The organism is Candidatus Kapaibacterium thiocyanatum, from assembly GCA_001899175.1.
Taxonomy (GTDB): domain Bacteria; phylum Bacteroidota; class Ignavibacteria; order Kapaibacteriales; family Kapaibacteriaceae; genus Kapaibacterium; species Kapaibacterium thiocyanatum.
This window is the reverse complement of the sequence record MKVH01000008.1, coordinates 1-26,944: the sequence shown is the minus strand read 5'-3', so window position 1 is coordinate 26,944 and position 26,944 is coordinate 1. Positions and strand designations below refer to the sequence as shown.

The 26,944-nt window shown below is 55.5% G+C and carries 22 protein-coding genes and 1 CRISPR repeat array; of the genes, 9 read left to right on the top strand and 13 right to left on the bottom strand.

Annotation, left to right across the window (positions count from 1 at the left end; all coding sequences use genetic code 11):
- Positions 1-2: 2 nt before the first annotated feature.
- Positions 3-2,720, bottom strand: a complete 2,718-nt coding sequence (locus BGO89_07850; protein ID OJX59905.1) for a hypothetical protein — start codon at positions 2,718-2,720, stop codon at positions 3-5.
- A gap of 204 nt (positions 2,721-2,924) precedes the next feature.
- On the opposite strand from BGO89_07850, the gene BGO89_07845 reads away from it, so the two are divergent.
- The 4 genes from BGO89_07845 (at position 2,925) to BGO89_07830 (ending at position 6,766) form a co-directional block, all read left to right on the top strand.
- The gene (locus BGO89_07845; protein ID OJX59904.1) at positions 2,925-3,680 is read left to right on the top strand and encodes a hypothetical protein; all 756 of its coding nucleotides are present in this window, start codon (positions 2,925-2,927) and stop codon (positions 3,678-3,680) included.
- 56 nt (positions 3,681-3,736) lie between these two features.
- Complete coding sequence (locus tag BGO89_07840; protein ID OJX59903.1) at positions 3,737-4,999, top strand: serine--tRNA ligase; 1,263 nt, start codon at positions 3,737-3,739, stop codon at positions 4,997-4,999.
- A 601-nt stretch (positions 5,000-5,600) separates the two neighbouring features.
- Positions 5,601-6,419 (top strand): hypothetical protein, encoded by an 819-nt coding sequence (locus BGO89_07835; GenBank protein ID OJX59902.1) that lies wholly within the window; start codon positions 5,601-5,603, stop codon positions 6,417-6,419.
- A gap of 17 nt (positions 6,420-6,436) precedes the next feature.
- On the top strand, positions 6,437-6,766 hold the full coding sequence (locus tag BGO89_07830) for a hypothetical protein (GenBank protein OJX59901.1): 330 nt from the start codon (positions 6,437-6,439) through the stop codon (positions 6,764-6,766).
- A 486-nt stretch (positions 6,767-7,252) separates the two neighbouring features.
- Here BGO89_07830 and BGO89_07825 read toward each other — a convergent pair whose 3' ends face one another.
- The 7 genes from BGO89_07825 to BGO89_07795 form a co-directional block, all read right to left on the bottom strand.
- The gene (locus BGO89_07825; GenBank protein ID OJX59900.1) at positions 7,253-7,549 is read right to left on the bottom strand and encodes a hypothetical protein; all 297 of its coding nucleotides are present in this window, start codon (positions 7,547-7,549) and stop codon (positions 7,253-7,255) included.
- 207 nt (positions 7,550-7,756) lie between these two features.
- Entirely contained in the window at positions 7,757-8,047 is a 291-nt protein-coding gene (locus tag BGO89_07820; GenBank protein ID OJX59899.1) for a hypothetical protein, read from the bottom strand.
- Positions 8,048-8,685: 638 nt separating this feature from the next.
- Positions 8,686-9,126: a hypothetical protein gene (locus tag BGO89_07815; GenBank protein ID OJX59898.1), complete on the bottom strand. Its 441-nt coding sequence runs from the start codon at positions 9,124-9,126 to the stop codon at positions 8,686-8,688.
- A 17-nt stretch (positions 9,127-9,143) separates the two neighbouring features.
- Entirely contained in the window at positions 9,144-10,187 is a 1,044-nt protein-coding gene (locus tag BGO89_07810; GenBank protein OJX59897.1) for a hypothetical protein, read from the bottom strand.
- A gap of 969 nt (positions 10,188-11,156) precedes the next feature.
- Positions 11,157-12,446, bottom strand: coding sequence for a hypothetical protein (locus tag BGO89_07805; GenBank protein OJX59896.1), 1,290 nt, complete (start codon positions 12,444-12,446; stop codon positions 11,157-11,159).
- 63 nt (positions 12,447-12,509) lie between these two features.
- Positions 12,510-12,707, bottom strand: a complete 198-nt coding sequence (locus BGO89_07800; protein ID OJX59895.1) for a hypothetical protein — start codon at positions 12,705-12,707, stop codon at positions 12,510-12,512.
- A gap of 251 nt (positions 12,708-12,958) precedes the next feature.
- Positions 12,959-14,011 carry a hypothetical protein gene (locus tag BGO89_07795; protein ID OJX59894.1) on the bottom strand — a complete coding sequence of 351 codons (1,053 nt, stop codon included), beginning with the start codon at positions 14,009-14,011 and terminating at the stop codon, positions 12,959-12,961.
- Positions 14,012-14,646: 635 nt separating this feature from the next.
- Between BGO89_07795 and BGO89_07790 the strand changes: the two genes are divergently transcribed.
- From BGO89_07790 to BGO89_07780, 3 genes are all read left to right on the top strand, one after another.
- Entirely contained in the window at positions 14,647-15,291 is a 645-nt protein-coding gene (locus BGO89_07790; GenBank protein ID OJX59893.1) for a hypothetical protein, read from the top strand.
- A 262-nt stretch (positions 15,292-15,553) separates the two neighbouring features.
- On the top strand, positions 15,554-16,573 hold the full coding sequence (locus tag BGO89_07785) for a glucanase (protein ID OJX59892.1): 1,020 nt from the start codon (positions 15,554-15,556) through the stop codon (positions 16,571-16,573).
- A 2-nt stretch (positions 16,574-16,575) separates the two neighbouring features.
- The gene (locus BGO89_07780; protein ID OJX59891.1) at positions 16,576-17,049 is read left to right on the top strand and encodes a DNA starvation/stationary phase protection protein; all 474 of its coding nucleotides are present in this window, start codon (positions 16,576-16,578) and stop codon (positions 17,047-17,049) included.
- Between the two features lie 120 nt (positions 17,050-17,169).
- Positions 17,170-21,285: direct repeats of the CRISPR family, unit length 29 nt; unit sequence CGGTTCATCCCCGCGTGTGCGGGTGACAT.
- Positions 21,286-21,467: 182 nt separating this feature from the next.
- Here BGO89_07780 and BGO89_07775 read toward each other — a convergent pair.
- The gene (locus BGO89_07775) at positions 21,468-21,809 is read right to left on the bottom strand and encodes a hypothetical protein (protein ID OJX60034.1); all 342 of its coding nucleotides are present in this window, start codon (positions 21,807-21,809) and stop codon (positions 21,468-21,470) included.
- A 232-nt stretch (positions 21,810-22,041) separates the two neighbouring features.
- Between BGO89_07775 and BGO89_07770 the strand changes: the two genes are divergently transcribed.
- Complete coding sequence (locus BGO89_07770; GenBank protein OJX59890.1) at positions 22,042-22,320, top strand: hypothetical protein; 279 nt, start codon at positions 22,042-22,044, stop codon at positions 22,318-22,320.
- Positions 22,321-22,385: 65 nt separating this feature from the next.
- On the opposite strand, the gene BGO89_07765 is transcribed toward BGO89_07770, so the two are convergent.
- Complete coding sequence (locus BGO89_07765; protein OJX60033.1) at positions 22,386-22,970, bottom strand: antirepressor; 585 nt, start codon at positions 22,968-22,970, stop codon at positions 22,386-22,388.
- A 438-nt stretch (positions 22,971-23,408) separates the two neighbouring features.
- On the opposite strand from BGO89_07765, the gene BGO89_07760 reads away from it, so the two are divergent.
- Positions 23,409-23,936, top strand: a complete 528-nt coding sequence (locus BGO89_07760; protein OJX59889.1) for a hypothetical protein — start codon at positions 23,409-23,411, stop codon at positions 23,934-23,936.
- A gap of 560 nt (positions 23,937-24,496) precedes the next feature.
- Here BGO89_07760 and BGO89_07755 read toward each other — a convergent pair.
- The 3 genes from BGO89_07755 to BGO89_07745 form a co-directional block, all read right to left on the bottom strand.
- Positions 24,497-25,135 (bottom strand): hypothetical protein, encoded by a 639-nt coding sequence (locus BGO89_07755; protein ID OJX59888.1) that lies wholly within the window; start codon positions 25,133-25,135, stop codon positions 24,497-24,499.
- 67 nt (positions 25,136-25,202) lie between these two features.
- Positions 25,203-25,571 carry a hypothetical protein gene (locus BGO89_07750; protein OJX59887.1) on the bottom strand — a complete coding sequence of 123 codons (369 nt, stop codon included), beginning with the start codon at positions 25,569-25,571 and terminating at the stop codon, positions 25,203-25,205.
- Positions 25,572-25,662: 91 nt separating this feature from the next.
- The gene (locus tag BGO89_07745; GenBank protein ID OJX59886.1) at positions 25,663-26,337 is read right to left on the bottom strand and encodes a hypothetical protein; all 675 of its coding nucleotides are present in this window, start codon (positions 26,335-26,337) and stop codon (positions 25,663-25,665) included.
- Positions 26,338-26,944 lie beyond the last annotated feature (607 nt).

Genomic DNA, 26,944 nt, shown 5'->3' with positions numbered 1-26,944 from the left:
GGTCATCTGCTGATGACGAGAGGCTTCGTATAGGCATTGCTTCCCGTGCGGATGACGAGCTGATACATGCCCGATGCGAGATCGCTCACGTTGAATTGCGCTCCCGTACCCATCACCTCGTCGGTACGGACATGCGAGCCATCGTTCGTGAAAAAGGAGACCTCGGTGATGTTCTCGATGCCACCGATGAAGAACGAGTTCGTCGACGGATTGGGAATGATCATGATTCCGGCGCCGCGATCCTTCTCCTGGACGCTGCTCGTGATCTGGCGGATCTCGACCGTACCGAGAGATACGTCCATCGTTCCGAAGGTCTCGTCGAGAAGCGTGATGCGGACCCTGTAATCCTTACCTGCAGGAACACTTACCGGAACCTTCCACAACAGACCCTTGTTGACCGATGCCACGGAATCGCGGATCAGGGCCACCACCGTCTCGCCGCTCATCAGCTCGAGCCGGATACGCGTCGACACGTTCGTTTCCCATTTGATGACGTAGGCGCTGTCCTGATACCAGACGACGTTGTTGTCGGGAGCCACCAGCTTCGTATAGGCATCGGTCACGAGGAAGCTGTCCACCGCGGTCCAGTCACCGGGTTGATCCGTATCGGAGACGGAGCGCGCGCGCCAGTAATAGCGTCCTGCGGAAAGCGGAGTCGTACGTGCCTTGTCGTTGTTCGACGTGCTTCTGAAGATGACGTTCGACATGTCCTGACGTGTCGATACTTCGATCGTATGCGTCAGGAAGTTCCCCTTCGGCGAGATGCGGAGCTGGACTTCGGCGTTGGCGAGAACCTTCCCATCGCTCGGCGGCGAGAGCAGTGCCGGTACGGAAGGACGCCCGCTCGTGTTGACGAGGCCGAACGTGAACTCACCGACCTGTGCGGTATCGACGACGATCTCCTGCGATGCAGGGTTGTAGCGGGTCTTCAGGGGTGTGAACAGACCTTTTCCGATCGTATCGCGATGGAAGACCGTGATACGGTCGGCGACACGTTCGAGACCGAGAACGGAAGCCTTGAAGCGGAATTCCGCTTCATGACTCGTGATACCTTCCTGTTCCACGGTAACACGCACGGGGAAGATCGTCGGCGCCGTTCCCTCGAACACCGGATCTTCCGGTGCGTACGGATACCGATAGGCCACCGTGGCATTGTAGAAGAACGATTCGAGAACGTTCCACGTGATGGTCAGACCGATCGTGTCGGTACCGCGCGTGTAGGTGTACGTGTTGCCGCGGAGCACTTCGTCGATGAAGACCTTCGATGCCGGGCGTCCCATCGGATACGGCAGCTTCTCCACCTTGTAGGGATGCATCGTCGTGGGCAACGTGGCTTCGAACACCACCGTACCCGCGGCATCCACTTCCGTGATGGCCGGCGATCCGTTCTGGACCGCATTGCCCCATGCGATGATGCGATGCCCGTTCGGCAGCGTCTGGACGGCACCCTGTGCCTGGGCATAGATATCGGGAACATGACGATACGACCATGCGAGCGTACAGGTCTTCGCCTGCTCGTCGATGGTATACTCCACGGCCCGCGTATGCGGAGGATTCTTCTGGTTTCCGTTGTCGAACATCGAAATGTTGCCGTTCGGAAGCCTGCGGATGTCGTGCTGGTAGGAGAAGTAGTTCGGTGCGTTCGCTTCGTCCTCGCCGACGAATCTGAACTGGTTCAGCTTTCCGCCGAGGATCCACATGATCTCGCCCGTACTCCGGTTCACCTTGATGATCGTGGACATGTGGCGAAGGCTCAGGAGGAAGTTCCCATCCGTATCGATTTCGAGGGCGTTGTTATGGGAATAGCGGATGGTGGCGGCATTGAGCGGTTCGTACGATGCTGTGACCGGGAAGTAGTCCAGGCTGCGCCATTGGAAGAGAACGACGCCATTCGGATCCACTTCCTGAACGATAGGCTGCGTTACCGTCGCCGCAGGGTCTCCTCCCGGAACGACGTCGCTGAGATCCATTACCACGTCTTCCTGGCTCAGGAGAATCCTGTTGCCGTTCGGAAGTACAGTGAAGGCATGCTGTGCGAGCTGATAGCCGTTGGACGGCTTCAGTTCACGGATGATGTCGAGATTCGAGTCAAGTTGGAATGCCTGCGAGAATGCGCGGGCGCCGGAGGCCGCCATCTGGAAGACCGTATACCCAAGACGTCCATCCGGAAGTGGGCGGAAGTCGAAGGCATACTCCGGTATCGACTTCCAGTGCTTGAGGTTCCCGGCATTGTCGAGAACCATGAGATACGGTGCATAGACGGGCTTCGGCGTACGGCAGAACGGCGATATGTAGAGATAGCCGGGTGCCGGCGTCGTATTCACCGTCACCGTCAACGGAACGACGTCCGTCGGGACTTCCTCGCCTTCCTGCACGACCGGCGAAACGTCGGGACGCTCAGGAACTGCAGGTCGTGCCGTCCGGAAGCTGTACGATGTGTCGGGAAGACCGATATCCCTGTTCCCCTTGATGGCCACGACGTAGCGTGTCGAAGACTTCAACGGCTCCAGAGGAACGACGTTGATCGTACGACCATCCCTGCCCAGGACGATCGTGCATTCGACGGCTGCCGTACCATCTCCCTTCAACGTGATATGACGGGACATCCGTTCCGGTGCGGCCGTTACGCGTGCCGATGACCGTACGATGATCCGTGTTTCGGTGGATGCTGCCGTCGATCCGGGCGCAGGCGAGAGATACTCGGCCGTTTGCGCGGACATACCCGCAGATCCTATCAACATCCCCATGCCGATTGCGGCGAAAATTCGTTTCATTTCCACTCCAGATAACCGATTACTAGCTCATGGATGGTAGTTCCTCTGACGAATAACCCGGAAACGTTTCGATCGTTACCCATCGCTGTGCGATGAAAATACACGGCTCCGCTATCTTGGCGGCCACACGTCCATCACCTCCCCACCTTCATGGCCCAGATCAGCGCCGTCATCATCACCCTGAACGAGGAAGAATCCATCCTCGAATGCCTCGAAGCGCTTCGGTGGTGCTCCGAAATCATCGTCGTGGACTCCGGAAGCACCGATCGAACCGTCGACCTGGCCCGCTCATCCGGATGCAGGGTGGAACACCACAATTTCACCGGCTACGGTGCCCAGAAACGGTATGCCTGTTCCCTGGCACGGTATCCCTGGATTCTCTCCCTCGATGCCGACGAAGTGCTGTCCGCCGACCTGGCCAATGAGATATGTACCACCCTGGACGACGAACCACGCCACCTGGTCTATTCTCTTCCCCGCAGATTCGTCTTTCTGGGCAAGGTCTTCGCTCATGGACGGGGCTCGTGCGATTACCCGCTACGCCTTTTCCGGAAGGATTCGGCCGAATTCAGTCTCGATACCGTCCACGAACACCTCATCACCACAGGGTCGACGGGCCGGATGAAACATGAGATGCTTCATTACAGCTATCGTTCCATCGACCACTATCTCGAGAAATTCAACAGGTATACGAGTTTGGCCGCCACTGCCCTCGTGGAACGGGGCAAACGGCGGTCCGTAGCCGCCACGGCACTGATGCTGCCGCTGTACTTCGTGAAACACTACCTGATCGGTGGACACTGCCTGAACGGATGGCAGGGCCTGGTCTGGTCCGTGCTCTCGACGTGGTATCCCTTCGTGAAAGTGGCCAAGGCCACGGACCTGGCCCGGAAGAAGCGGAACTGACGCGCTTTCTGCAGGTGTTATCTTGCGGACTCATCCATTCCAATACGAATCCACTCATGCTCGACCTGAAGTTCATACGCGAACATGCAGACGACGTCCGTCGGAACTGCGTCAACAAGAACGATAACAGCGATATCGACGGCCTTCTCGAACTCGATATCCGCCGCCGGACGATCATCCAGGAAGTGGAAGAACTGAAGTCCCGGCGCAACAAGGTCTCGGAAGAAGTGGCCGTCCTGAAGAAGAGCGGTGGCGACGCCACGCAGCAGATCGAGGAGATGCGGGTCGTCAATGTCCGTATCAAGGACCTCGACGAGGATCTGCGGTCCACGGAAGAGCGCATCGACGGCATCATGCTCCGCATTCCGAACATGGCCGATCCTTCCGTACCCATCGGAAAGACGGCAGACGACAACGTCGAAGTACGCCGCGAAGGTCAGCCGCTGGAACGCGCTTGGCGGAAGGATCACATCGAATTGTCGCGCCAGCTCGGAATCCTCGACTTCGAACGCGGAGCCAAGGTCACCGGCACGGGATTCGGCTTCTACGTCGGAAAGGGTGCGCGTCTGGAACGTGCCCTGATCAACTTCTTCCTCGATACGAATACGGCCGTCCACGGCTACAGGGAAATCATGCCTCCCTTCGTCGCCAATACGGCGTCGTTGAGAGGAACCGGTCAGCTTCCGAAGAGTGAAGAGGACATGTATCACATCTCGAAGGACGAGCTCTACCTCATTCCGACGGCCGAGGTACCGATCACGAACTTCCATCGTGACGACGTCCTGGCCGGGGAAGACCTTCCCGTACGCTTCGCGGGCTACAGTGCCTGTTTCCGCAGGGAAGCCGGCAGCTATGGCAAGGACACGCGCGGATTCCTGCGCGTGCATCAGTTCAACAAGGTCGAACTGGTGAAGTTCGTGACGCCCGACTCGTCCTACGACGAACTCGAAGCCCTCGTCGGCAACGTCGAATACATCCTCCGCGCTCTCGGCTTCACCTACAGGGTGCTTCTTCTCTGCACGGGAGACATGACGTTCGGCGGTGCCAAGACCTACGATCTGGAAGTATGGTCGCCGTACGAGCAGAAGTGGCTCGAAGTATCGAGCTGCACGAACTTCGAATCCTTCCAGGCACGTCGTGCCAACATCCGGTACAAGGCCACGTCGGCATCGAAGCCCGACTACGTCCATACGCTCAACGGCAGCGGTCTGGCGACGTCGCGCATCATGGTGGCATTGCTCGAACAGTATCAGACGGAAGATGGCCGGATCGTCATTCCCGAAGTCCTGCGTCCGTATACCGGATTCTCGGAAATCTGACCGACCCGATTGCCGCTCCTGTCGAAACGTGAAACGGGCCGTTCCTTCGATGAGGAGCGGCCCGTTTTTCGTTGACGTCGTTTACATCAACGATGCAATTTCGAAACAATCGTCCAACTGCACAACCGGCAGCGTCTTCCACACTCGACCACTCTGTGTATTGTTCTTTTGGAGAGGGTAAAGAACAGTAAGAGTAATAAGCCTGTGGATAGTGTGGATGACTCGTCGATTTCGACCTCGGAGCTGACCTAACCGGCATGAACCAAAGGCAATTAGAGCAATCCACACGGAGGGTGTGAACAAGTGGATAATCTCGGGTTTCCCCGTGAGGACTTCCGACAACCTCCCATAACTTTTCCTTGGCCGGATGTTCACCTGTGCATTACCGTCCTGTTTCCAGAACTTTTCCCGATCAATTGACAACCGTCGTGAACAAGATCGTGGAGAGAAGCCCCTTGCATCGTGTCGGCCTCCTATCCCGTTCGTGGAACGCAGGTTGGCTATCCTCAGGATCGTGGAAAGACGGTGGATGACGAGAACGATCCATGTCGTATGAAACGGACATCCGTTATTTTGGCCGCCTACTACCGCAGTAATCCCCATGATCATCTACAATCCCAAGCAGTGGCTACGGCTGATCTTCCAGTTCCACCCGGCCGACACGGCAAGGAAGCTGCTTCCCGCCATGCTGGCCGTCAGCTTCTACACTGCGATCTTCTCCGTCGTCGAACTCGAATACCTGCATTTCCATACGCTCAACACGACGGCGATCCACAGTCTGCTCGGTATCGTGATCTCCCTGCTTCTCGTCTTCCGTACGAACAGCGCCTATGACCGGTGGTGGGAAGGCCGCAAACTCTGGGGGAGCCTCGTCAATACGAGCAGGAACATCGCCATGAAGTGGTCGGTGATGATCGATCCCCAGTATGTCCACCTTCGCGGTGACATGCGGAGACTGCTGACGCAGTTTCCGATCGAACTGAAGGAACACCTGCGTGGCAACAGCGTCGGCGAACACAGGCCGAATACCATCGCCTCGGGCATCATACGTCTGCTGCACGAAGCCTACAGCAGGAAGCTCATCACGGGCGATCAGCTCATCATCCTCAATCCGGAAGTGACGGCGCTGACCGACATCACCGGCGGGTGCGAGCGGATTCGTTCCACACCGATCCCCTACTCCTACAACATCTTCATCAAGAAGTTCATCTTCTTCTATACTGCCACGTTGCCGTATGCCTTCGTCGAGTCGTACGGATACTCGACCATTCTTCTCACCGTGTTCATCTTCTATGCTCTGGCCAGTCTCGAACTCGTGGCCGAGGAAATAGAAGATCCGTTCGGTCTTGATGCGAACGACCTGTCGACCGACGAACTGGCCGAGAAGATCGGTGTATCGGTCAGAGCCCTGATTCAATAACGTCTGTACGCAACATCATGCTCACTATCGGCCTGCTGATCATCTCGAACATCTTCATGACGTTCGCCTGGTACGGACATCTCAAGTACAAGCAGGAAGCCTTGTGGAAGGTCATCATGGCGAGCTGGTTGATCGCCTTGCCGGAATACATCTTCCAGGTTCCGGCCAACAGGTATGGTCATGGAACATTCAGCGCCTTCCAGTTGAAGACCATTCAGGAAGTCATTACGCTCACCGTCTTCGTCATCTTCAGCACGTTCTATCTGCGCGAACCCGTGAAGTGGAATCACATCGCCGGCTTCGTCCTCATCATCGCGGCCGTATGGGTCACGTTCAAGGAGTGGTGAGGAAGGTGTGGAAGATGGAGGTACGCGCGGTCGACGAGTGAACAGTGGGTCACAAGTATGAGATGATATTCGCGCACGCGGGGATGTTCCGCTGCTCGAAGCGGGCGGTGGCACGTGGACGACATGTCACGCGCATACGCGGGGATGTTCCTGCCTGTTCATCGATGGGGAGATAGTGAAACCCATGTCACCGGCGCATGCGGGAATGGGCCGAGTTTTCACACAACTGAGCGAGTCGAGGTCATATGTCACCCGCACACGCGGGGATGTATCGGCCCCGCTGCATCATCCCGGTGGGCCTTGGATCACTTGATACGCGCCTGGGCCTGACGATAGCGCACGTAGAATGTGGCGAGAATCCCGAATGCGACGAGACAGGCGATCGCTATCCCGTGCTGACGATAGAGCGTCGCGAACGCTCCGCATCCGAGGATGAACATGCTACCTATGAAGAACGCGATATACACAGCAGAGCCCTTTTTCATACTAGCCCCCTCGTTTCTTACCCTTGTTTCCACCACCACCCGGCGTATGTGTTTCCGGCGCTGGTCCGTCGATCGACGGCTTGATGACGCCATCCCATAGCGAGGCCCCGATCGCGCCCAGCAGGCCGCCCGAAATTGCGCCTCTCATCGCCCCTTGTGCGAGGCCGGCGGCAGCACCAACGGGTGCGCCAGGCCCGCCCGTGATTACCGCACCGGCCGCCGTACCACCGATTGCGCCGACCACGCCCTCAACGAGTCCGACCGTGAGTGCGCCCCAGAACAGGCCAACCATATCCATTTCGATGATAGACGGTCTGTTCGCAGTATCGATGTAGTTGATGTGGCCACCCCTATCCTCCCACGATATAACCGCCGTTCGTGCAATAGTTGTCCCACAACTGGGCACTGTGGTAGCCGACGGCGATACCAACCAGCAGCAGCGCCTTCTGCGCGCTGTCCAGGTTCGCATCGGCCTTTACGGCAGCAACCTCAGTATCGAATGACGTCAGCAATTGGGTAGTTGACAGGTATGGATGTCGTTGACCATCGTCAGGATGTGCGCCTTGACGTACCTCGTCGTGTTCAGGCTGGCGATGCACTGTTGCACCGTCCGTCCATTCCGCCAGTTGTAGAACTCTGCGAAGATGGTGTCGCACGATGCACCGATCGACGGAATATCGGTAACAGTATAACTATCGGTCGTGTTGTAATCGACAAGGAAGTCGGCTGCCATGAAGCCGACCGTCGTCAGGTCGATACCCTCATAGTCGGCCAGGTACCGGATACCATACAGCATCGCCCGGTTATGGAATACGCCAAACCAGTCGTATTCATTGCTGGGCTGTGGTTGCTCGGTAAAGCTCAGTTGGCCCGATTGTCCAAGCGGTGGTGTCGCTGTAACCGGCGTGCGATCATTGCCACATGAACTGACGATGACGGAAGCAGATTGTACCAGAATAGTCGGGATGGTCCGACAGAATCTTTGTCTCATGCGCATAGTAGTCATACCCGTTGTGTGTGAACTAGCATCGACGATGACTCGTACGCACGAACGTAGGGAGGTGACTATGCCATCTATTGTCACAGCGCTACCATTCATGACATTAGTTTGTTGAGCAGTACTATAGAATAGACGGAGACCGATGACTATCGGATATTTGCTCACGAACACACAGATCACCCCGCATGCGGGGATGAGCCGGATCGTACGCCCAGCGTGTCGATGAAGAATCCATGTCACCCGCACATGCGGGGCCGATAGAAACCGACTGGCACCACACCGTTATCGGTTTGGTAGGAGCATATCGTACATCATCGCTTGATATGGGGCGATCCCGTTGCTCGATGAATGGAGCTCCCAAAAAACCACACGGCCCGCAGCTCCTTTCGATAAGGAACATGCGGGCCGTGGAATCACCGGATCGATACGTCATCCTAGGGCCAGCTTCCCGGACCTCCCTCGATCATGTAGATGGGAAAGTCCGAGTTGAAGAAGTAGAACCACCCGGGTTGCGTCTGCTCGTAGTCCGACATACAGTCGTTGCGATAGGTACAGTTGTACGGCGTGTTCGTCGCTTCCGTCTCGGGATCGCAGGACACCACGACCTGGGAATGGAAGAGCGTCCCGACCAGCCCAGGCGGATAGAACGGCGTGAACGTATAGTATCCGGCCCTTGCCTCGTAGCAATAGCATTGCCGTGGACCGGCCACGACGTCGACCTTTTCGCCGGCGTCCGGATCGCACATGGGATTGCTGCCACCTTGCGAGCCAGGCTTGCGCTTCGCCGTCAACGCCGTACCCAGTGTGGTGATGCAAAGGAACGCGACCAGCAGGCCGACAAGGCTCCTTGTCGGGAATTTCTTGGAGAGGATCATCGTTGAAGTGTCTGGTGTTATGGAACAAGCATGGTGCTGGTGCAGACGACGGAGCCCGAACCGTCGATGCCGCAGATGATGAAGAGCCCGGATCCCGTCGTCAGGACCTTGGTGCTGGGCCAGCTCGTGACGTTCGCACTGGTGACCATGAAGCCGCTCTGTGAAAAGGCCTTGACCTGGACGATGGAACCGGACGATACGGCTGCATCCACGGTACCCGAGGTACCGTTCGTCACCGCCATGCCACAACCACCACTCGACGCAGCGCATGCGTTCTCCGCATTCACCGTCGACATGAAGTTGTTGAAGTACGAATTGTTGATGAAGTAGCGGGAGTTGGTCGGTCCGAAATTGTCGGATCGTGAGAACGTGTCGTTCGTGCCTCCGTCGGTGTAGACATTGATGCGGATGGATGCATACGTCGTATCCGTCACGCTTGCGGGAACGACGTATCTGACCTTCGAGGCGAGTGGATACCACGTATAGACGCATGGCGCCGACGCTCCGCTCTGGCTGATCCTGAACGTGTCGAGCAGAGCCATCCGTTGTCCCGTCGTCTGCTTCACGAGTTCGACGGAATAGGAGACGACATCGAGCGACTGATACCTGGCGATGGATCCGTTCTGCGGTCCACGCCATAGCCAGTAGGCATGACGGTAGAACCCTATCGTATCTCCACCGATGAGCGGCATGTAGGTCGTATGCGAAATGGAACTGAGCTGGGCATTCGTGACTTCCGGAATGTAGTCCTGCAGCGAGTCGCTCCAGTTCCACGTCTTGCCCTTGCACCAGTTGTTGAGCCAGACCCGCTGTCCGTTGCCGACGAAGTCGTCGAAGACGAAGCGGGTGATGGTGGAATCGGACTGCGTCTCGAAATGCCATTGTGTGACGTAGATCCGTGGATCGATGGAGACGCTGGTATCGCTACCGGTCGGCGTCCGTGGATGGACCCTCGTCCCAGGTGGATAGAACTGTCGCAGCGAGTCGCATTGTGCGAATGCGGACAGCGACAGGAAGCACATAGCCAGCACCGGCATGGCTATTCGAAGCGTCGTGCGCATATAACCCTTGATTGTAGTATGTAGTTCGTCATCGACGATACTATCGTCGGCACGAACGTACGGGGCGCACTATGCCATCTACGGGCATAGTCTCCATCATGCATCGTGCAGGATGACCTATACTTCATGAAGGGGTTATCGCGAACGATGAGAGCAGGAATCGAATCCATCAAGGGAGAATATCTGACGCGAGCGTTCCAGGGAGAGGATACGGGATCGATCCATCGGCGGCGAGATATGCGGGTGGTATGGAACGATCCCTGGGTCCCGCCTGACGGTATACGTGGAAGTAATGCATGTCCGTATGATATACGGCGTGGAGAGTGACTCCATCGTACCGCGCAACCATGGTGCTTTCGTCAACCACACTGTTGGACCACTTGCATCGGTCGTTATGTACGACTGCCCTCGAAGCCGAAACGCGTAGTAGTGGAATCGGATCATGTATGCGAACACTTCTGTGTGGCATAGATCTGTACGAATCATGGTCCGAACAGTTCGAAGGATGTGTACACTCCGTACTTGGGCATCACTCCGCCAGCCCAGTCCGGAATGTCACGTTGCGGATCCTGCTCATACTTGAACTTCTGACATGGTCCCCCGCCAGAGTTCGTGCAGCTCGTATCGAACGTACAGTCGTTCACTGCAGGAATGTTGGGCGCCTGTGGCGGACAGTACACCGGCGTACATCGGCAGAATGTCGTGCCGAGCGTGATGCTGCCGGACTGCGTGATGAAGTCACCACATTGACAACGTCCTATTTCCGCTGGGGGATTGGCGCGTGCCTGCGGAATCGCGCACTTCCGCTGACTACGTGGTTGCTTGGGTAACGCTGGAGAGATAGACGGACGATGATGGAGAGAAGAATCACGAAGGATATACGATACTTCACGACCGAGCCCCTTGGGGTAGTACATCTGAATATTCTGGATGCGCGACGACCCACCAATAATGCCGGATGGCCCTTCATCAGTACACCAGGATGTTCCTGGTACACTGCATGCCCGAGTCTGTACGTGCGATGACATAGTAGAGACCGGGATTCACAGGAATGTCGTAGGTGGTAGTGCCGGACACTACGTTCGTCGTGGCGATGAACTGGCCGCCGGACGTGTAGAGATCGAAGTTCGTTATTCCCGACCTGGGGGTGAGCACCGTGCGTACTCGCCTCGGCCCCGACAACGTCGCCACGGTGAAGGTGCAGGACGTCGACGTTGGAGAACACTGATTCGCTTCATCGATGACCGTGCAGTAGTTGCGCGTTCCTTCATAGTTCAGGATGATGTTCGAACCTGCATGTACGATGTTGTCCCATCGCGTCCATCGCTTGTTTACCGCACCGTCTGACGACACGTTCACCTGAAGGTATGCATCCGTCGCCGGGAATCCGGCCGGAGCGATATACACACAGCGAGCTGTCAACGGAAGCATGGCGTAAAGACAAGGCTTCGTACTTGACGTTGTCGAAGAGAAGTGCGCCGAATCAAGCAGTGAAATCCGGGCCCCGGTCGATGCGTTCACGAGTTCGATCCACATGGACACGGCATCGGGATTGATCAGCTTCTCGAATGCGAAAGTGTCTCCGCTGCGATCCTCCCAGTAGATACGTTTGAATACGGAGAACGTATCACCTGCCGCAATACTGATCATTCTCGATCTGGACAACACGCTAAGCATGGTATTGGTGACTTCAGTCGTGTCGGTATCGAGATAGTCGGACCAGTTCCAGACCTTGTCCATGCACCAGTTGTCGGCGAAGACCCACAGCGAGTTCTTGCGGAATTCACTGATCTTGAAGAAGAACCGCGTCGAGTCCGTCTGATGTTCGAAATCGAATGACGGCACGAATTCTCCTGCCTGACGTATTCCGTTACTGGCCACGATACGCAGGGCGGTGTCTGCGAGGAAGAGTTGTTCGAGAGAATCGCACTGGGCGAATACGGGAAAGGGCATCGAACACAGAATCATCATATTGATGACTCCTCGAACCATAGCAGGCATGTTTCCCTCGTTCCTATCTGCATACGGAATACCGCGATCGCGCGGTACGAACCTATGGGGCGCACTATGCCATCTACGGGCATAGTCTCCATCATGCACCGTGCAGGATGACCTATACTTCATGAAGCAGGAATCGAATCCATCAAGGGAGAATATCTGACGCGAGCGTTCCAGGGAGAGGATACGGGATCGATCCATCGGCGGCAATACTGCGAAGGGCAGAGCGACTTCCCGGGTTTCGTATCTGATGATATACATGGATACGATGCATATCCGGACGACATGATGTACGCAGCGAAGATCACCTGATATCACTGCCGGCTACGGCGTACTGCCCGGACCCGCCTCGATCGTGAAGACGGGATAACCACCGGTGATGACGTAGAAGTTCCATCCGGGTACCTGGTAGCTGGCATCGGATGCACATTCACTGCGCCGTGTGCAGATCGACGTCGTACTGTTGTACTGTTCCGGATTGCATTGATACTGAACGGCGAAATAGAAGATGATGTCGTACAATCTCGGTGGCTATATCGTCGTGGCACTGCCGATTCCTCCGGTGGATGTCTCCGAGCAGTAGCATTCGCGCGGCCCTGCGACGGCGATGATGATATCGTCGACCCCGGGATTGCATACGGGATCGCTTCCGTCGGAAGCCGGCGACCGTTTCGACGTCAGGGCCTTCGTCGATATGGTGGACACGCACAGTAGCACTATCAGATGTATGAAGAGTCGGATCACGATCGTCCATTATCCAGTGATGTAGTATATCACGGTACCATTACCATACTCGTGCAGATGATGGTACCGGTATCGTCCAGACCGCATACCATGAACAGACCCGAATTCGTCGTCAACGTCTTCGTACTGGGCCAGCTCGTGATGGCAGCTTCCGCTACCGGTAGCCCTTGCTGGGAGTATGCCTTGACGAGAGCGACGGTATTCGAAGAGATCATCGCATTGATCGTCCCTGCCGTACCGTTCGCGATGGTCACACCGCAGTTTACCGGAGATGCACCGCAGGCATTCTCCGTATTCACCGTCGACATGAAGTTCTCGAAGTAGGCATTGTCGAGAAAGAGGCGCACACGGGCCGTGCTGAATACGTCGGATCGGGAGAACGTATCGTTGGATGCACCGTTCGTATGGACGTTGATCCGGATGCATGCATGGATGGTGTCCGTGATATGCGACGGTATCACGTATCTGACCTTCGAGGCGAGAGGGTACCGGGCATGGAAGCATGGCGTCGACGCTCCGTTCTGGCTGATGCGGAACGTATCGAGAAGGGCGAGACGCTGACCTGTCGTCTGTCGCACGAGCTCGGCGCTGTAGGACACGACGTCGTCGGAAACATATCTGAACCGTGGTTCCGTCGCACTCCGGCTTCCCCAGTAGATGCAGCGGAAGAAGCCGATGGTATCACCGGCGACGATGGGCATGTACGATGTGCGGGACATCTCGCTCATCCCGGCATTGCTGATCTCGACGAAGTACTGCTTCGTGACCTTGTTCCAGTTCCACACCTTGTCGCGGCACCAGTTGTGCATCCAGATACGACGCCCGTTGCCGATGAAGTCATCGACGATGATATGCGTCGTCGTCGAATCGGACTGCGTCTCGAAATGCCATTGTGCGGTGTAGATGCGGGGATCGATCGGATGGGACGTATCGGGACCGTCCGCTGTGGTAGGATAGATCCTCGCATCCGGCGGATAGAACTGGAAGGAGGAATCGCACTGCGCCCATGCGGGAAGGGTGCCGTACAAGGACATCAGGCATACGGCGAGAGCACCGATAGCCCAATGGAACATCGTGAACATATAACCCTCTATCAAATGTATTTCCATGTAGCCGCGATCCGTACGTACTATCCTATCCCGACAACTTCTATAGCGACATATGCAGACAGATAACGAATCGAACATATGGATCGATTCGAAACGATGCAAGCCCGGTATCATGATTCGCATGTGTGTGACTTCCGTTCTTGAAGCGATGCATGGTCGACGTCGTCTACCGTCGACACGGTCATACCATGCACGGTCCGCGATCCCGGCACGTAGCGTATATCGTGTGTGTCGCTTCGGATTCGTGACAAGTCCGCCTGGATACCGCCGGGCACGCCATGGACCATGGCGATCGAACCGTGATCGTACGCAATTGTAGAGAGACGACTATGCCACTTACGGTCATAGTCTTGGCAATGATTCCGGTACGACGAACATCGCTTTGCGAATGGGTCACCGTGACCTTCGGAATTCTATACCCTGTCGAGCAGAGGTCGTCGGTATCGTACACCGCATATCCATCGGGAAGGGTGATTCGTCCAACCGATGATGTTCCGGTGAGTTTCACACTCACCGGAATATTCCCATATATTCATCCTGTATTTCCGGGATGGGGCCCGGAATGAATATCGATTGCCGTTCTTCCACATATTCGGATGAGGTGTCTGATGTCACGACGCTCCTCGTTTCTCCGTCCGCTCCTCGGAGCGCTGCTATTCGTCGCCTGCCTGTCGATGCCGGATCAACGCGCCTTCGGTCAGGCCTACTGTACGAGCTGCGCCCAGCCCGATCAGGTGTGGCGGATAGATATCTGCATGCCGGGCGGACAGACCCGCACGGTGGATGTGACCGTATGCAACGAGACGTACTGCCCTGCACGGCCGCTCGGCGAACCCTGCGTGCCGAATCCCATCAACGCCCGTACGGTCATCAAGAAGATCTGTCCTGTGGGATGGACCGGTACGACGGGCGATATCCAGATCATCCTGAACAAGGTGATACCGAAGATCGGCGTGTGCTGCGGTGGCAATACGTACCTGTCGGCCTGCCCGTCCAACCCGGACTTCGTATGGCTGGTGAACTACCCCACGTGCTGGGAATACACTGCCGCGAACTGCTGGGAACCATGCCTGAACGCACCGTGCTGCACGTATCTACTGCACTATCAGTTCAACATTCCAAATCCGGGCGACTGCAGCTTCAACTGGGGGCCTGTCTGCGGTACGGGTCCAGAAGAATGTCATCCGCCGACCGTACCGCTGACCTGCCTGTCCATCGGATGCAATCTGAATCCCGAGCCATGCTGTCCATGACGATGGCCGTACGATGATCGACCGTACACGCCGGCGGATCCCCATCGCCCGCCGGCGTGTCCTTCATATCCATAACGTCATATTCGTACGCGATATTCTTCTCCCTGCGCGATATTCCTCGTTCAGGCCGGCAGCCATCGGACGAGCTTCGCTTCCTGACTCCGCCGGCAGATCCCCGATGTCGTAGCGGTGATCGTCATCACACCACGTTCATTGTTCATTGCTACTTTTGGAGACTTGTTCATCATATGATGCCTCCTCAATGGAAACGCTCCATCTGCTCGAAGAACTGATCGCCATCGATTCACCGTCCGGGTATACGGACAACGCGGCGGCCTTCATCATGCGCACCCTCGAGGGAATGGGCTACGTCCCCGAACGTACGGCCAAAGGTGCCGTCCGCTGCTCCCTCGGATCATCGGCTTCCCGCCTGGCCATCGCCGCCCATACGGATACGCTGGGCATGATCGTGGCGGCCATCAATCCGAACGGTACGCTGCGCTTCTCCCTCCTCGGTGGCCCATTGCTGCCGAGCTTCGAAGGCTCCTACGTGCGCGTCCACACCACGGACGGAAGGACGTACGATGGAACCGTTCTGCTCAACAACCCGTCAGCCCATTCGAACAACAAGGCCGGTTCCACCGAGCGGTCCGTCGATACGATGCACGTAAGGATCGACGAGCAGGTAGCGAGTAAGGACGACGTCCTGAAGCTGGGAATACGCGTCGGTGACATCGTTGCCGTGGACCCGCGCTATCGGGCGCTGGAGAACGGCTACGTGAAGAGTCATTTTCTCGACAACAAGGCCGGATGCTTCGTCCTCTTCGAGATCGCCCGTCGATGCAAGCAGGAGGGTCTGAACGTTCCCGTCGAACTGTTCTTCTCCACGTACGAGGAAGTCGGCCACGGCGGTGCCGCAGGATGGGCCCCGTCCGTCGAAGAGATCCTCGTCGTCGACATGGGCGTGGTGGGCGATCCACTCGACGGATCGGAGACGCTCTGTTCCATCTGTGCCAAGGATTCGGGAGGACCGTACGACTACACCTTCCGTACGACGTTGACGAAGCTGGCCGAAGAGCGGTCGATTCCCCATGCAGTGGATATCTATCCGTTCTACAGCTCGGATGGAACGGCGGCCTGGCGCGCAGGAATCGACGCACGTGTGGCATTGATCGGTCCCGGCGTCCATGCGTCGCACGGAATGGAGCGCACGCACGTCAATGGCATCGTTGCGACGGTAGACCTCGGTATGGCATATATCCATCATTCGTTCAAGGAGTAGAAATGGCAAAGCGTAGTGCTATCGGCCTCGACGTCAAGAAGACGTCGTCCCTGTCCCAGGAACTGAATACCCTTCTGGCCAACTACCAGATCTTCTACCAGAACGTCCGCGGTTTCCACTGGAACATCCGTGGAGAGAAGTTCTTCGAGCTGCATGTGAAGTTCGAGGAACTGTATACCGACCTGCAACTCAAGATCGACGAGATCGCCGAGCGCATCCTGACGCTGGGCGACAGGCCTCTGCACTCGTTCACGGCCTATCTGAAGCGCTCGGAACTCAAGCCCGTCGAAGACGTGACGGAGGGCCGCGATGCCGTCGGTCATATCCTCGATGCCTTCAGGACGAACCTGGTGCTTCAGCGCCAGATACTGCAGATTTCGGCCGAAGCCCACGACGAGGGAACCAATGCCCTGATGAGCGACTACATCCGCGCCCAGGAAAAACTCGTGTGGATGTACTCCGCCTATATGGGATGACGTCGGGATGATGTGCAGTGGCATGTGATACGACGGTATCGTCGTATCGGCACTCGGTCAGCATCGAAACAGGAACGCCTGTCGGACGGAGTCCGACAGGCGTTTTGTCATTCCATGTGCCTCTTCATCCCCGCGTGTGCGGGTGACATATCTGTTCTGTATCGTCCCACTGAGACTTGCCCGGTTCATCCCCGCGTGTGCGGGTGACATCACGCACCAGGCGCTCCGTTGATGATGATTCTCGGTTCATCCCCGCGTGTGCGGGTGACATTTTCCCATCGGCCCCTTGACCTTGACGTGTTGCCGGTTCATCCCCGCGTGTGCGGGTGACATTTTTTCTCCTCGGTGATTTTGATATCGAGTTCCGGTTCATCCCCGCGTGCGGGTGACATCGGAATCACGAATATCCCGGTGGGCCTATGACCGGTTCATCCCCGCGTGTGCGGGTGACATCTAGATATGGCAACGAAAAAACCACTATGCCACGGTTCATCCCCGCGTGTGCGGGTGACATTGCGCGTCGTACTGCTGCAACGCGGCAGCATGCGGTTCATCCCCGCGTGTGCGGGTGATATACGGTAGCGATCGTAATATCCATTCTCTCCCTCGGTTCATCCCCGCGTGTGCGGGTGACATACCCTCGATGACCGTGCCGCGCACGTACTGCCCGGTTCATCCCCGCGTGTGCGGGTGACATATAGTGTTGTTTTTTGAACCTGACGCCCTGGTCGGTTCATCCCCGCGTGTGCGGGTGACATCCAGCCGATAATCACCAGATCGTATGCGACGTCGGTTCATCCCCGCGTGTGCGGGTGACATATCCATGATACACGCGTCGATGACGGAGGATACGGTTCATCCCCGCGTGTGCGGGTGACATCCGTTTGGTGTCCTCATCATATTGATAGAGACCGGTTCATCCCCGCGTGTGCGGGTGACATCTCCGAGGCCGTGAGCGGCGGCGTTGGGTCCGCGGTTCATCCCCGCGTGTGCGGGTGATATTGGAGTGCAGCTGCATCGCCTTCGTCCATATACGGTTCATCCCCGCGTGTGCGGGTGATATACTGGTTCTGATCCATTGAAGGGTGATTTAAACGGTTCATCCCCGCGTGTGCGGGTGATATTCTTCAGACACTGGAACAGTGGCCGAACACCGCGGTTCATCCCCGCGTGTGCGGGTGATATAGTGATTGATAGGTTGGTTCCGCGTACGGAGTCGGTTCATCCCCGCGTGTGCGGGTGATATGTCGTCGTATCGATATAGGCCACGCCCGGCGCCGGTTCATCCCCGCGTGTGCGGGTGATATGCGTCATGCGCCGCCACCGTCCATGCACGTTGCGGTTCATCCCCGCGTGTGCGGGTGACATGAGGGGGTCGCCGCCCGCAACAACCGTGCACGCGGTTCATCCCCGCGTGTGCGGGTGACATGCCCTGAATAGTACATCGTGCCAATAGAACTCCGGTTCATCCCCGCGTGTGCGGGTGACATCCCGTAGTATTTGATATGGAATAGTCACCGGTCGGTTCATCCCCGCGTGTGCGGGTGACATGTGCGGGAGGTTTTATATAATACCTATCGTCACGGTTCATCCCCGCGTGTGCGGGTGACATAGCCGCGTATTACAGACAACAATTATCCATTGCGGTTCATCCCCGCGTGTGCGGGTGACATGTTTGTTTAGAATCCGGTGCAGGCGCGGGGGCCGGTTCATCCCCGCGTGTGCGGGTGACATCCACGGACGGCGTCGGCGTCGCCGTATAGGACCGGTTCATCCCCGCGTGTGCGGGTGATATTCATGGGACAACCGGCGGCAGCGCCGATGCCCCGGTTCATCCCCGCGTGTGCGGGTGATATGGTATCATGTCGCTCGGCATCCTCTCGTTTCTCGGTTCATCCCCGCGTGTGCGGGTGATATCTCCGCATCAGGCATGAAAACGTTGTAATCGACGGTTCATCCCCGCGTGTGCGGGTGATATATCGGCATCGCGAATATCAGGCCAGCGCAAAACGGTTCATCCCCGCGTGTGCGGGTGATATTGCCGTTCGTTGCACCACGATGCGTTTGCGATCGGTTCATCCCCGCGTGTGCGGGTGATATTCAAGCGTGTCGAGCATGATGGCGAGGAATCGCGGTTCATCCCCGCGTGTGCGGGTGATATGGGCGCAGCGTATAGGGAAATGGGATCGAAGACGGTTCATCCCCGCGTGTGCGGGTGATATGCAGAGAATGCATCGAGGACGAAGCCGTGGGCCGGTTCATCCCCGCGTGTGCGGGTGATATGGGTTTAACTGCATTCATCGCCATGCACCTGTCGGTTCATCCCCGCGTGTGCGGGTGATATTGCTGAATGTCAGCCGCTGCGAAGGGTAGGTCCGGTTCATCCCCGCGTGTGCGGGTGATATGCCACGACGAAACGCGAACGCCCGCTCCTCGACGGTTCATCCCCGCGTGTGCGGGTGATATCAAGTAATGTAGAACTAGTAGAATCTGAAAAACGGTTCATCCCCGCGTGTGCGGGTGATATAGCAGTAGCAAAGAACGCTACACCATTTGCGACGGTTCATCCCCGCGTGTGCGGGTGACATGCAGCAGGTATCGCCACAGATATCGGTAACGTCGGTTCATCCCCGCGTGTGCGGGTGACATGTACGTCGTGCCTCTGGCAACGGTACCGGACGTCGGTTCATCCCCGCGTGTGCGGGTGACATGCAGAGAATGCATCGAGGACGAAGCCGTGGGCCGGTTCATCCCCGCGTGTGCGGGTGACATCGACTGTTGTTGTGTTTCCTGCGATTGCTCGGCGGTTCATCCCCGCGTGTGCGGGTGACATCGAAACAGGTGCAGGCATTGGAGGCTCTGCATCGGTTCATCCCCGCGTGTGCGGGTGACATTTGCCCATGTCAGAGAGCGACTTGCCAGTGGCCGGTTCATCCCCGCGTGTGCGGGTGACATTCCTGACCTACTCCTCCGATGTCGGTTGTTGCCGGTTCATCCCCGCGTGTGCGGGTGACATTCGCCTGTGGACGCGGAGGCAATGGCGGCAAACGGTTCATCCCCGCGTGTGCGGGTGACATACTGGTGTTCTCTGGAACTGCAATGGCGTGAACGGTTCATCCCCGCGTGTGCGGGTGACATATACCTGCTGCCAGAGCATCGTCCGCCGACAGCGGTTCATCCCCGCGTGTGCGGGTGACATAGAATCAAAACACGCGCACAGATTGTCTGCGCCGGTTCATCCCCGCGTGTGCGGGTGACATCGCGCGTCGGGCGTGACTGGATCGCAGTATATCGGTTCATCCCCGCGTGTGCGGGTGACATTAGGTTAACAGCAGGTTGCCAATGGTCCATGCCGGTTCATCCCCGCGTGTGCGGGTGACATGGGTGCCGGTATCCCATGTAGACGCCGAGGTCCGGTTCATCCCCGCGTGTGCGGGTGACATTCAGTCATACTCCCTCTCCCCGCGCGCTCTGGCGGTTCATCCCCGCGTGTGCGGGTGACATTCGTAAGCGGATTTACTTTGTTTCTCCGACTTCGGTTCATCCCCGCGTGTGCGGGTGACATTAGAATTCCCGCGCGGATGCAATCCATTCGGACGGTTCATCCCCGCGTGTGCGGGTGACATTATCAATGCGTTGAATGGGACGGCCTCCAATACGGTTCATCCCCGCGTGTGCGGGTGACATGCCAACAAAACGGTGGAGGCGTGGTGCGGTATCGGTTCATCCCCGCGTGTGCGGGTGACATTCTCCGCCTAATCAACCCACAGCCGATGGATACGGTTCATCCCCGCGTGTGCGGGTGACATCTGCTGGATGTCAGCCGCCGCGAATGGGAGGTCGGTTCATCCCCGCGTGTGCGGGTGACATCGCGTTGACCTCTTTCCAACATGGATATGTGGCGGTTCATCCCCGCGTGTGCGGGTGACATGTCCACTGCAATGATCTTGTCTTTCACCATTGAGGTTCATCCCCGCGTGTGCGGGTGACATATGTTCGCAGTTGTAGCACCTCGTACGCTTGGCGGTTCATCCCCGCGTGTGCGGGTGACATGGATACGACATTCTGATCTCGTCCGTACCCATCGGTTCATCCCCGCGTGTGCGGGTGACATCTATCTCAGGCAGTTGAAGGCGAGAGAAACGGCGGTTCATCCCCGCGTGTGCGGGTGACATGTATTTCCTTTGTCCGCCCCCATGTTTTTGTACGGTTCATCCCCGCGTGTGCGGGTGACATATGTCTATGACATACGCTGCGTCGTAATAGGTCTTGAATTCAAAAGAATCCAAAAACTCATGTTCTTCCTCGGTTAGCGTAGGTTCGGCAAAAAGCCGGATACAGGTTGTGGGTAGGACGTAGCTCATTGGAAGAAAAACGCCCCCTGATGGAGGCGTTCGGTAATGATTCTATAGCCAATACTATTTCTTGATCCGACAGTCCGTAACACGTGGGAATCCAGCCTTCCCATCGCCGACGCCAAGCAGTACGATCTTCTGACCTTTGGTCATGGACGCTGCTTCCGTTTCGTTTTCCAGCTTGCAGGTAACTTGTCCGAACATATCGTCACCTTCAAGATTTACGTAGATCATTCCGAAGGTTTTCTCTACGTCCTTTACCTTACCTGAGACTTCCAGCTTCTTACCCTTGTATTGGGCATCTGCGCTGACCTCATTGGCATCGTAAGCCTCGTACAAGGCTGTGGCCGTAACAGCCAGTACTGGTTCTTCCTTCGGCGTCTCCGTCGTTGCTGCGGAAGGTATGGCCGCTGGTGACTCTGCGCTGGCCGTTTCCTTCTTTCCACCAGCCATACTTCCGATTATTCCGATTACGACGACCGCCCCTACCCAAAACCACCATTTTTTGTAGATGGGTTTCTTCTCTGCCTCTTGGCTCATTACATCCTCCATTGAACAACACGTTAGTAGGGAACGAATATAGCCAATTAGTTGAATTCAACTAATCATGAGTAAAACACCCCTGTAGCTTGCTTTCATGCCACGAAAGCTCTCAGAATTGAAGGTTCCGGAAGGAGGTAAACTCAGTTTCGAACTTGCCCTAGCCCTGATTATAAGGGAGAGGAGAGAAGAACTGGGACTCAGTCAGGAGAGCTTGGAATCCGATGACGTGAACCAGTCCCAGATTTCGAAGTTGGAGCGTGGAAAACAGAAGGTTTACATGCCGATGTTCGTGGCGTTGGCCAAAAAGCTGGAGATGGAGCCGTGGGATTTGCTACGTGAAGTGGCCGCAATGGTGGAGGGTAATAGCCAGTGAAAGTCAAATTAGGGGGGGGGTGACGAATCGTCACCCCCCCCCCCCTATAAGAGATATAACCTGTTTTAGTTCAGCAGCTTAGGCAAGTAGTCAAGGGCCAGTGGATCGCGTTGCTTGAAATATTCATGCGCGTTTTCCGGAATCCATTTTTCATGTATGTACCGGATAAAGATTGGCAAGGCGTCAATGTGGTACATGTTAGCTTCTACGTCGGGTCTGCCATCTGGAAATGAGTGCCAATACGTTCGATGCTGGTTATAAAACTCAGAATTCTGCTTCTTTAAGAAAGATGCGAAGCCTCTTCCAACGCTTATGTCCGGCATCATCTGTTTACCGCCCACCCCTTTATCAGGTATACTATACCCAACCTTTTCAAGTGCGATGTAGAGTCGAGCATACATTTCACTTATTACTGAAAAGTAGTTGTGGTCGAGCTTGTGGTAATTGTCTTTGTACCTAGAGATGAAATTCGGTAAAGCGGTACGGTCAATCTTTCCGTAGAAGCCTTGTTTTCTGATCTGCGGTATGACCTCTTCAAAAACCCAAGCCTCGAACTTTTCAGCGGAAGGCAGCTTTGAACGAGAGATCAGGCGGTATACATTTGGCTCATTGATTAGAGTAAACCCCTGAACTCCACTACTGGTCTCCATCATGTAGTTCTTTTTGATACCTTTCTCTCGGCAGTGATCTGCAACAGCTTTGGCAGGCGTGGTATAACCAAGCAATGTCGCAACATCTCTAGCTACAAACCATATTTCACCATCAATTTCAACGGTTCTCACGTCCGAGAAATGATTCTCGTCTTGATACTTGAAAATTTGCTGCTGCACAACAGGGCCCTGAACATTTGAACGTAGCCATTTCTATATAATGTGGCCCCCAAACTTCTCTAGCAAATCATTGAGATTCAATTCGTAGAGACACTTACCTGTTTTCAGGTATTTCGTATCCTATTCTTGGTTTCTCAAGGGAATAATTCCGTTCCGTAACGGAATTATTCCCTTAAGAAACCACGGATACGGTAACGATACCTCAGGAATCAATCTGGCCGCTGGGAGAGCATCTCAGCGGCCAGACGTCTTATTGGTATGAAGAACCTTCAATCCCTCGTCGAGAGCAACCTGCCTGTGGAGAAGGTTGTAGAGGTCACGTTACCCCTCACTCGCAGGGCGAAGCCGGAGTACAAGGGTAACGCTCACGTACAGCTTCGTGTGGATTTCGCACGAGGCAATGGATGGAGTGGGATAGCGACCGTCAACGGTCGCGAGATCACAGGACCATATGGGACCCAGAGCAAGGTTCCGGGGTTGATTGTCCCTGCTGGGACTGGACGGGGCGAGTGGGAGTGGAACTTGAAAAGCACGAACGAGAGTCTTCAAACACTTGTTGAGGGTGAAGAGACCACCGAAGAAATACTGAGCCGTATTAACGGCGAAATACGTGACCTATACTTAGCGATGTCCAATAATTGGGGAAATGAACAGCACTGGAGAGAACTGTTCAGTGCTTCACAAGCCCTTCAATGGGCAGTAGACACAGGTATGTGTCCACCAAGCAAAGCCATTCTGTCTCTACGGTCGCCGCTGTCCCACTATGTTACAGGTGCCAACGTTTAAGAGATTGTTCTCCTCTCTTGCGTCCGGGTCAGTCCTAAGCTCCATTCCGTCCATGATGTGGACATTAGCGACGACAAAACCTTCTTCCTCATTACCAACGATGGTAACGAGTCGATACTCGGCGTTCTCAATAGCGGTAATGATGTCATCAATCGGAATTGGTGTGCCCCCTTTCACGCCCCAGATACCAATGGCTGTTATTCCACTTCTCGGTGGCCTAACAATGCACTTTACCTGTTGGACAGGCACCGGACAACAAGCCCTGCACCACGTCGCTTCTCTGTATTCTCTGAGTTCAACAAGGGCTTCGGAAGTATGTTGAGCATCCTCCCAAGTCATGAATGGAAGTAGTGGACTGTCCATTGGTACTGCCGTACATTGAAATCGCTTGTGCAATACAAGTATTTCCTCCTCTGAGTAAACCCAGTGCCTAGATAGTTTTGCAATCAGTTGACTTGCCATTTTAACCCTCAAGTGAACATTGGTAGAGCGCTACTGGTACGGTCGCCTCCTCGGTCTCTTGACTTTCTTCGGCTCCGGGCGGGGAAGGAATAATTGCGTTATCTTTTCTCGCCCTCGAAGTACTTCGAACTATCCTTTCTTATCTTCTTGTATGATACATTATCCTCCGACGCTGAGATAATACTTGACACAAGATTAATCGGGGCATTATAACGTGTCTGACCTACAGATTCTTCTACATACTTGCTTTCACCGGGATTGATGCGCTCAAACGTAGTCGTATGAGTAATAGCCTTACCCGGCTGAACCTCGCGTTCGTATGAATATTCAACTACTACGTTGTCAAACGCTACTAGCGATCTATTGAAAACCTGAATCTTGGCATAGCGAAATCGCCCCTTTCCGTCACTCGGCGTGATAGTACAATACAACCACTTACTAGCAGTATCAATCTTTGAAATAACATCCTTCGTATGAATGCTGTCCCGGTATTTCGGATTATGCAGCATCATAGAATCATGAATTGCCTTAGCTCGTTCTTCCTCCAATTCCTTCCTGTGGAACTCTGCACTCTGTTTCTCCAAGTTTCTCGTGAACTCTTCCTGCCATTCCTTAAAATTCTCCTTCTGCCTTTGCTTAAGAATTACAACCGCGACGACTGTTACTAGAATAATTCCTCCGATAACAGAGTAGATGATCTTGTTGATCTTCTTTCGACGCTCGTAATCGATTGCCATGATGCCATTCCTGTTTGTTTGAGTTCGAGACAATCATATGTAGGTTCGGGAGTGACGGCACCCATACCTACGGCCAACTTCCCGGACCACCCTCTATCATGTAGATCGGGAAGTCCATGTTGAAGTAGTAGAACCATCCCGGTACCGTCTGTTCGTAGTCTGTCATGCAGTCGTTACGGAATGTACAGACGTAGGGCGTGTTCGTGGCTTCTGATTCCGGATCACAGGAAACCGCTACTTGGGAATGGAACAGTGTACCGAGGATTCCGGGTGGATAGAACGGGGTAAACGTCGGGTGTCCAGTCATGGCCTCGTAGCAATAGCATTGTCTTGGACCCGCTACGACATCAACTCTTTCACCTGCATCCGGATCGCACAACGGATTCTTGTCGTTCTGGCCGCCGGGCTTTCGTTTGGACGTGAGTGCGGTACTCACCGTGATAGTGCAACTGAATAGGATGAATAGGCTAACAAGACGCCTGCTAGGAGTCATCAACGCAATCATGGTCTACTGTGGGATGGTGGTACTACGGAACGAGCATGGTACTGGTACATACGACGGTACCGGAACTATTGAGGCCACAGACGATGAACAGACCCGCCCCTGTCGTCAGTGCGTGTGTGCTTGGCCAGCTTGTGACAGAGGCACTGTTTACCATGTATCCGTTCTGTGAGAACGCCCTGACCTCGGTGATTGAGTTGGAGGATACGGCAGCATTGACACTGCCGGGCGTACCGTTGGTTACTACCATCCCACAACCACTGCTCGACGCTGTACATGCGTTCTCGGCATTCACTACGGCCATGAAGTTGTTGAAGTACGGATTGCCAATGAAGTAGCGGGAGTTGGTTGGACCGAAATTGTCTGACCTCGAATACGTATCGTTGGTTGCACCGCTTGTGTAGACGTTAATCCGAATACATGCAAACGTCGTATCCGTAATGTTCGAGGGAATGATGTATCTGACCTTCGAGGCGAGAGGATACCATGTATAAACACAGGGTGTAGATGCTCCGCTCTGGCTGATCCTGAAGGTATCGAGGAGAGCCATCCGCTGGCCCGTCGTCTGCTTCACGAGTTCGACGGAATAGGACGCTGCATCATCGGAGGTGTATTTCGCGATAGAACCGCTCTGTGGTCCCCTCCACAACCAGTACGCATGACGGTAGAAGCCTATCGTGTCTCCACCGATAAGTGGCATGTATGCCGTATGGGAGATGGAGCTAAGCTGTGCATTTGTGACCTCTGGAGTATATGCCTGAAGCGAGTCACTCCAGTTCCACGTCTTCCCCCTACACCAATTATTGAGCCATACCCGATGTCCGTTGGATAGAAAGTCGTCGAAGACGAATCGGGTGATGGTCGAGTCGGACTGCGTCTCGAAATGCCACTGCGTGACATAGATACGAGGGTCAAGGGAGACGGTGGTATCTCGTCCCGTCGGCGTCCTTGGATGCACTTTTGTTCCCGGCGGATAGAACTGCCGGAGCGAGTCGCACTGGGCAAGTAATGGTAGGTTCAAACACGACAATGTCAGCACTACTCTGAGTATTTGGCGGAACACGTCGCACCTCTATAGATACTATGTAACTAACCCCGTGTGAATATAACTATTCAATCTATATACCATATACCCGGAATCCGGTATGCCGGATTATTTGAGTACCAAATCACCCCACCTCCATTGCGGTCCATCCCCGCATGTGCGGGTGAAATTCTTGAGGCAACCTGAGAAGCTGAGAGAGTGCCGGATCATCCCCGCGAGTGCGGGTGACATGAAGACATTTGGTGAAGGTAGCAGGACTCGA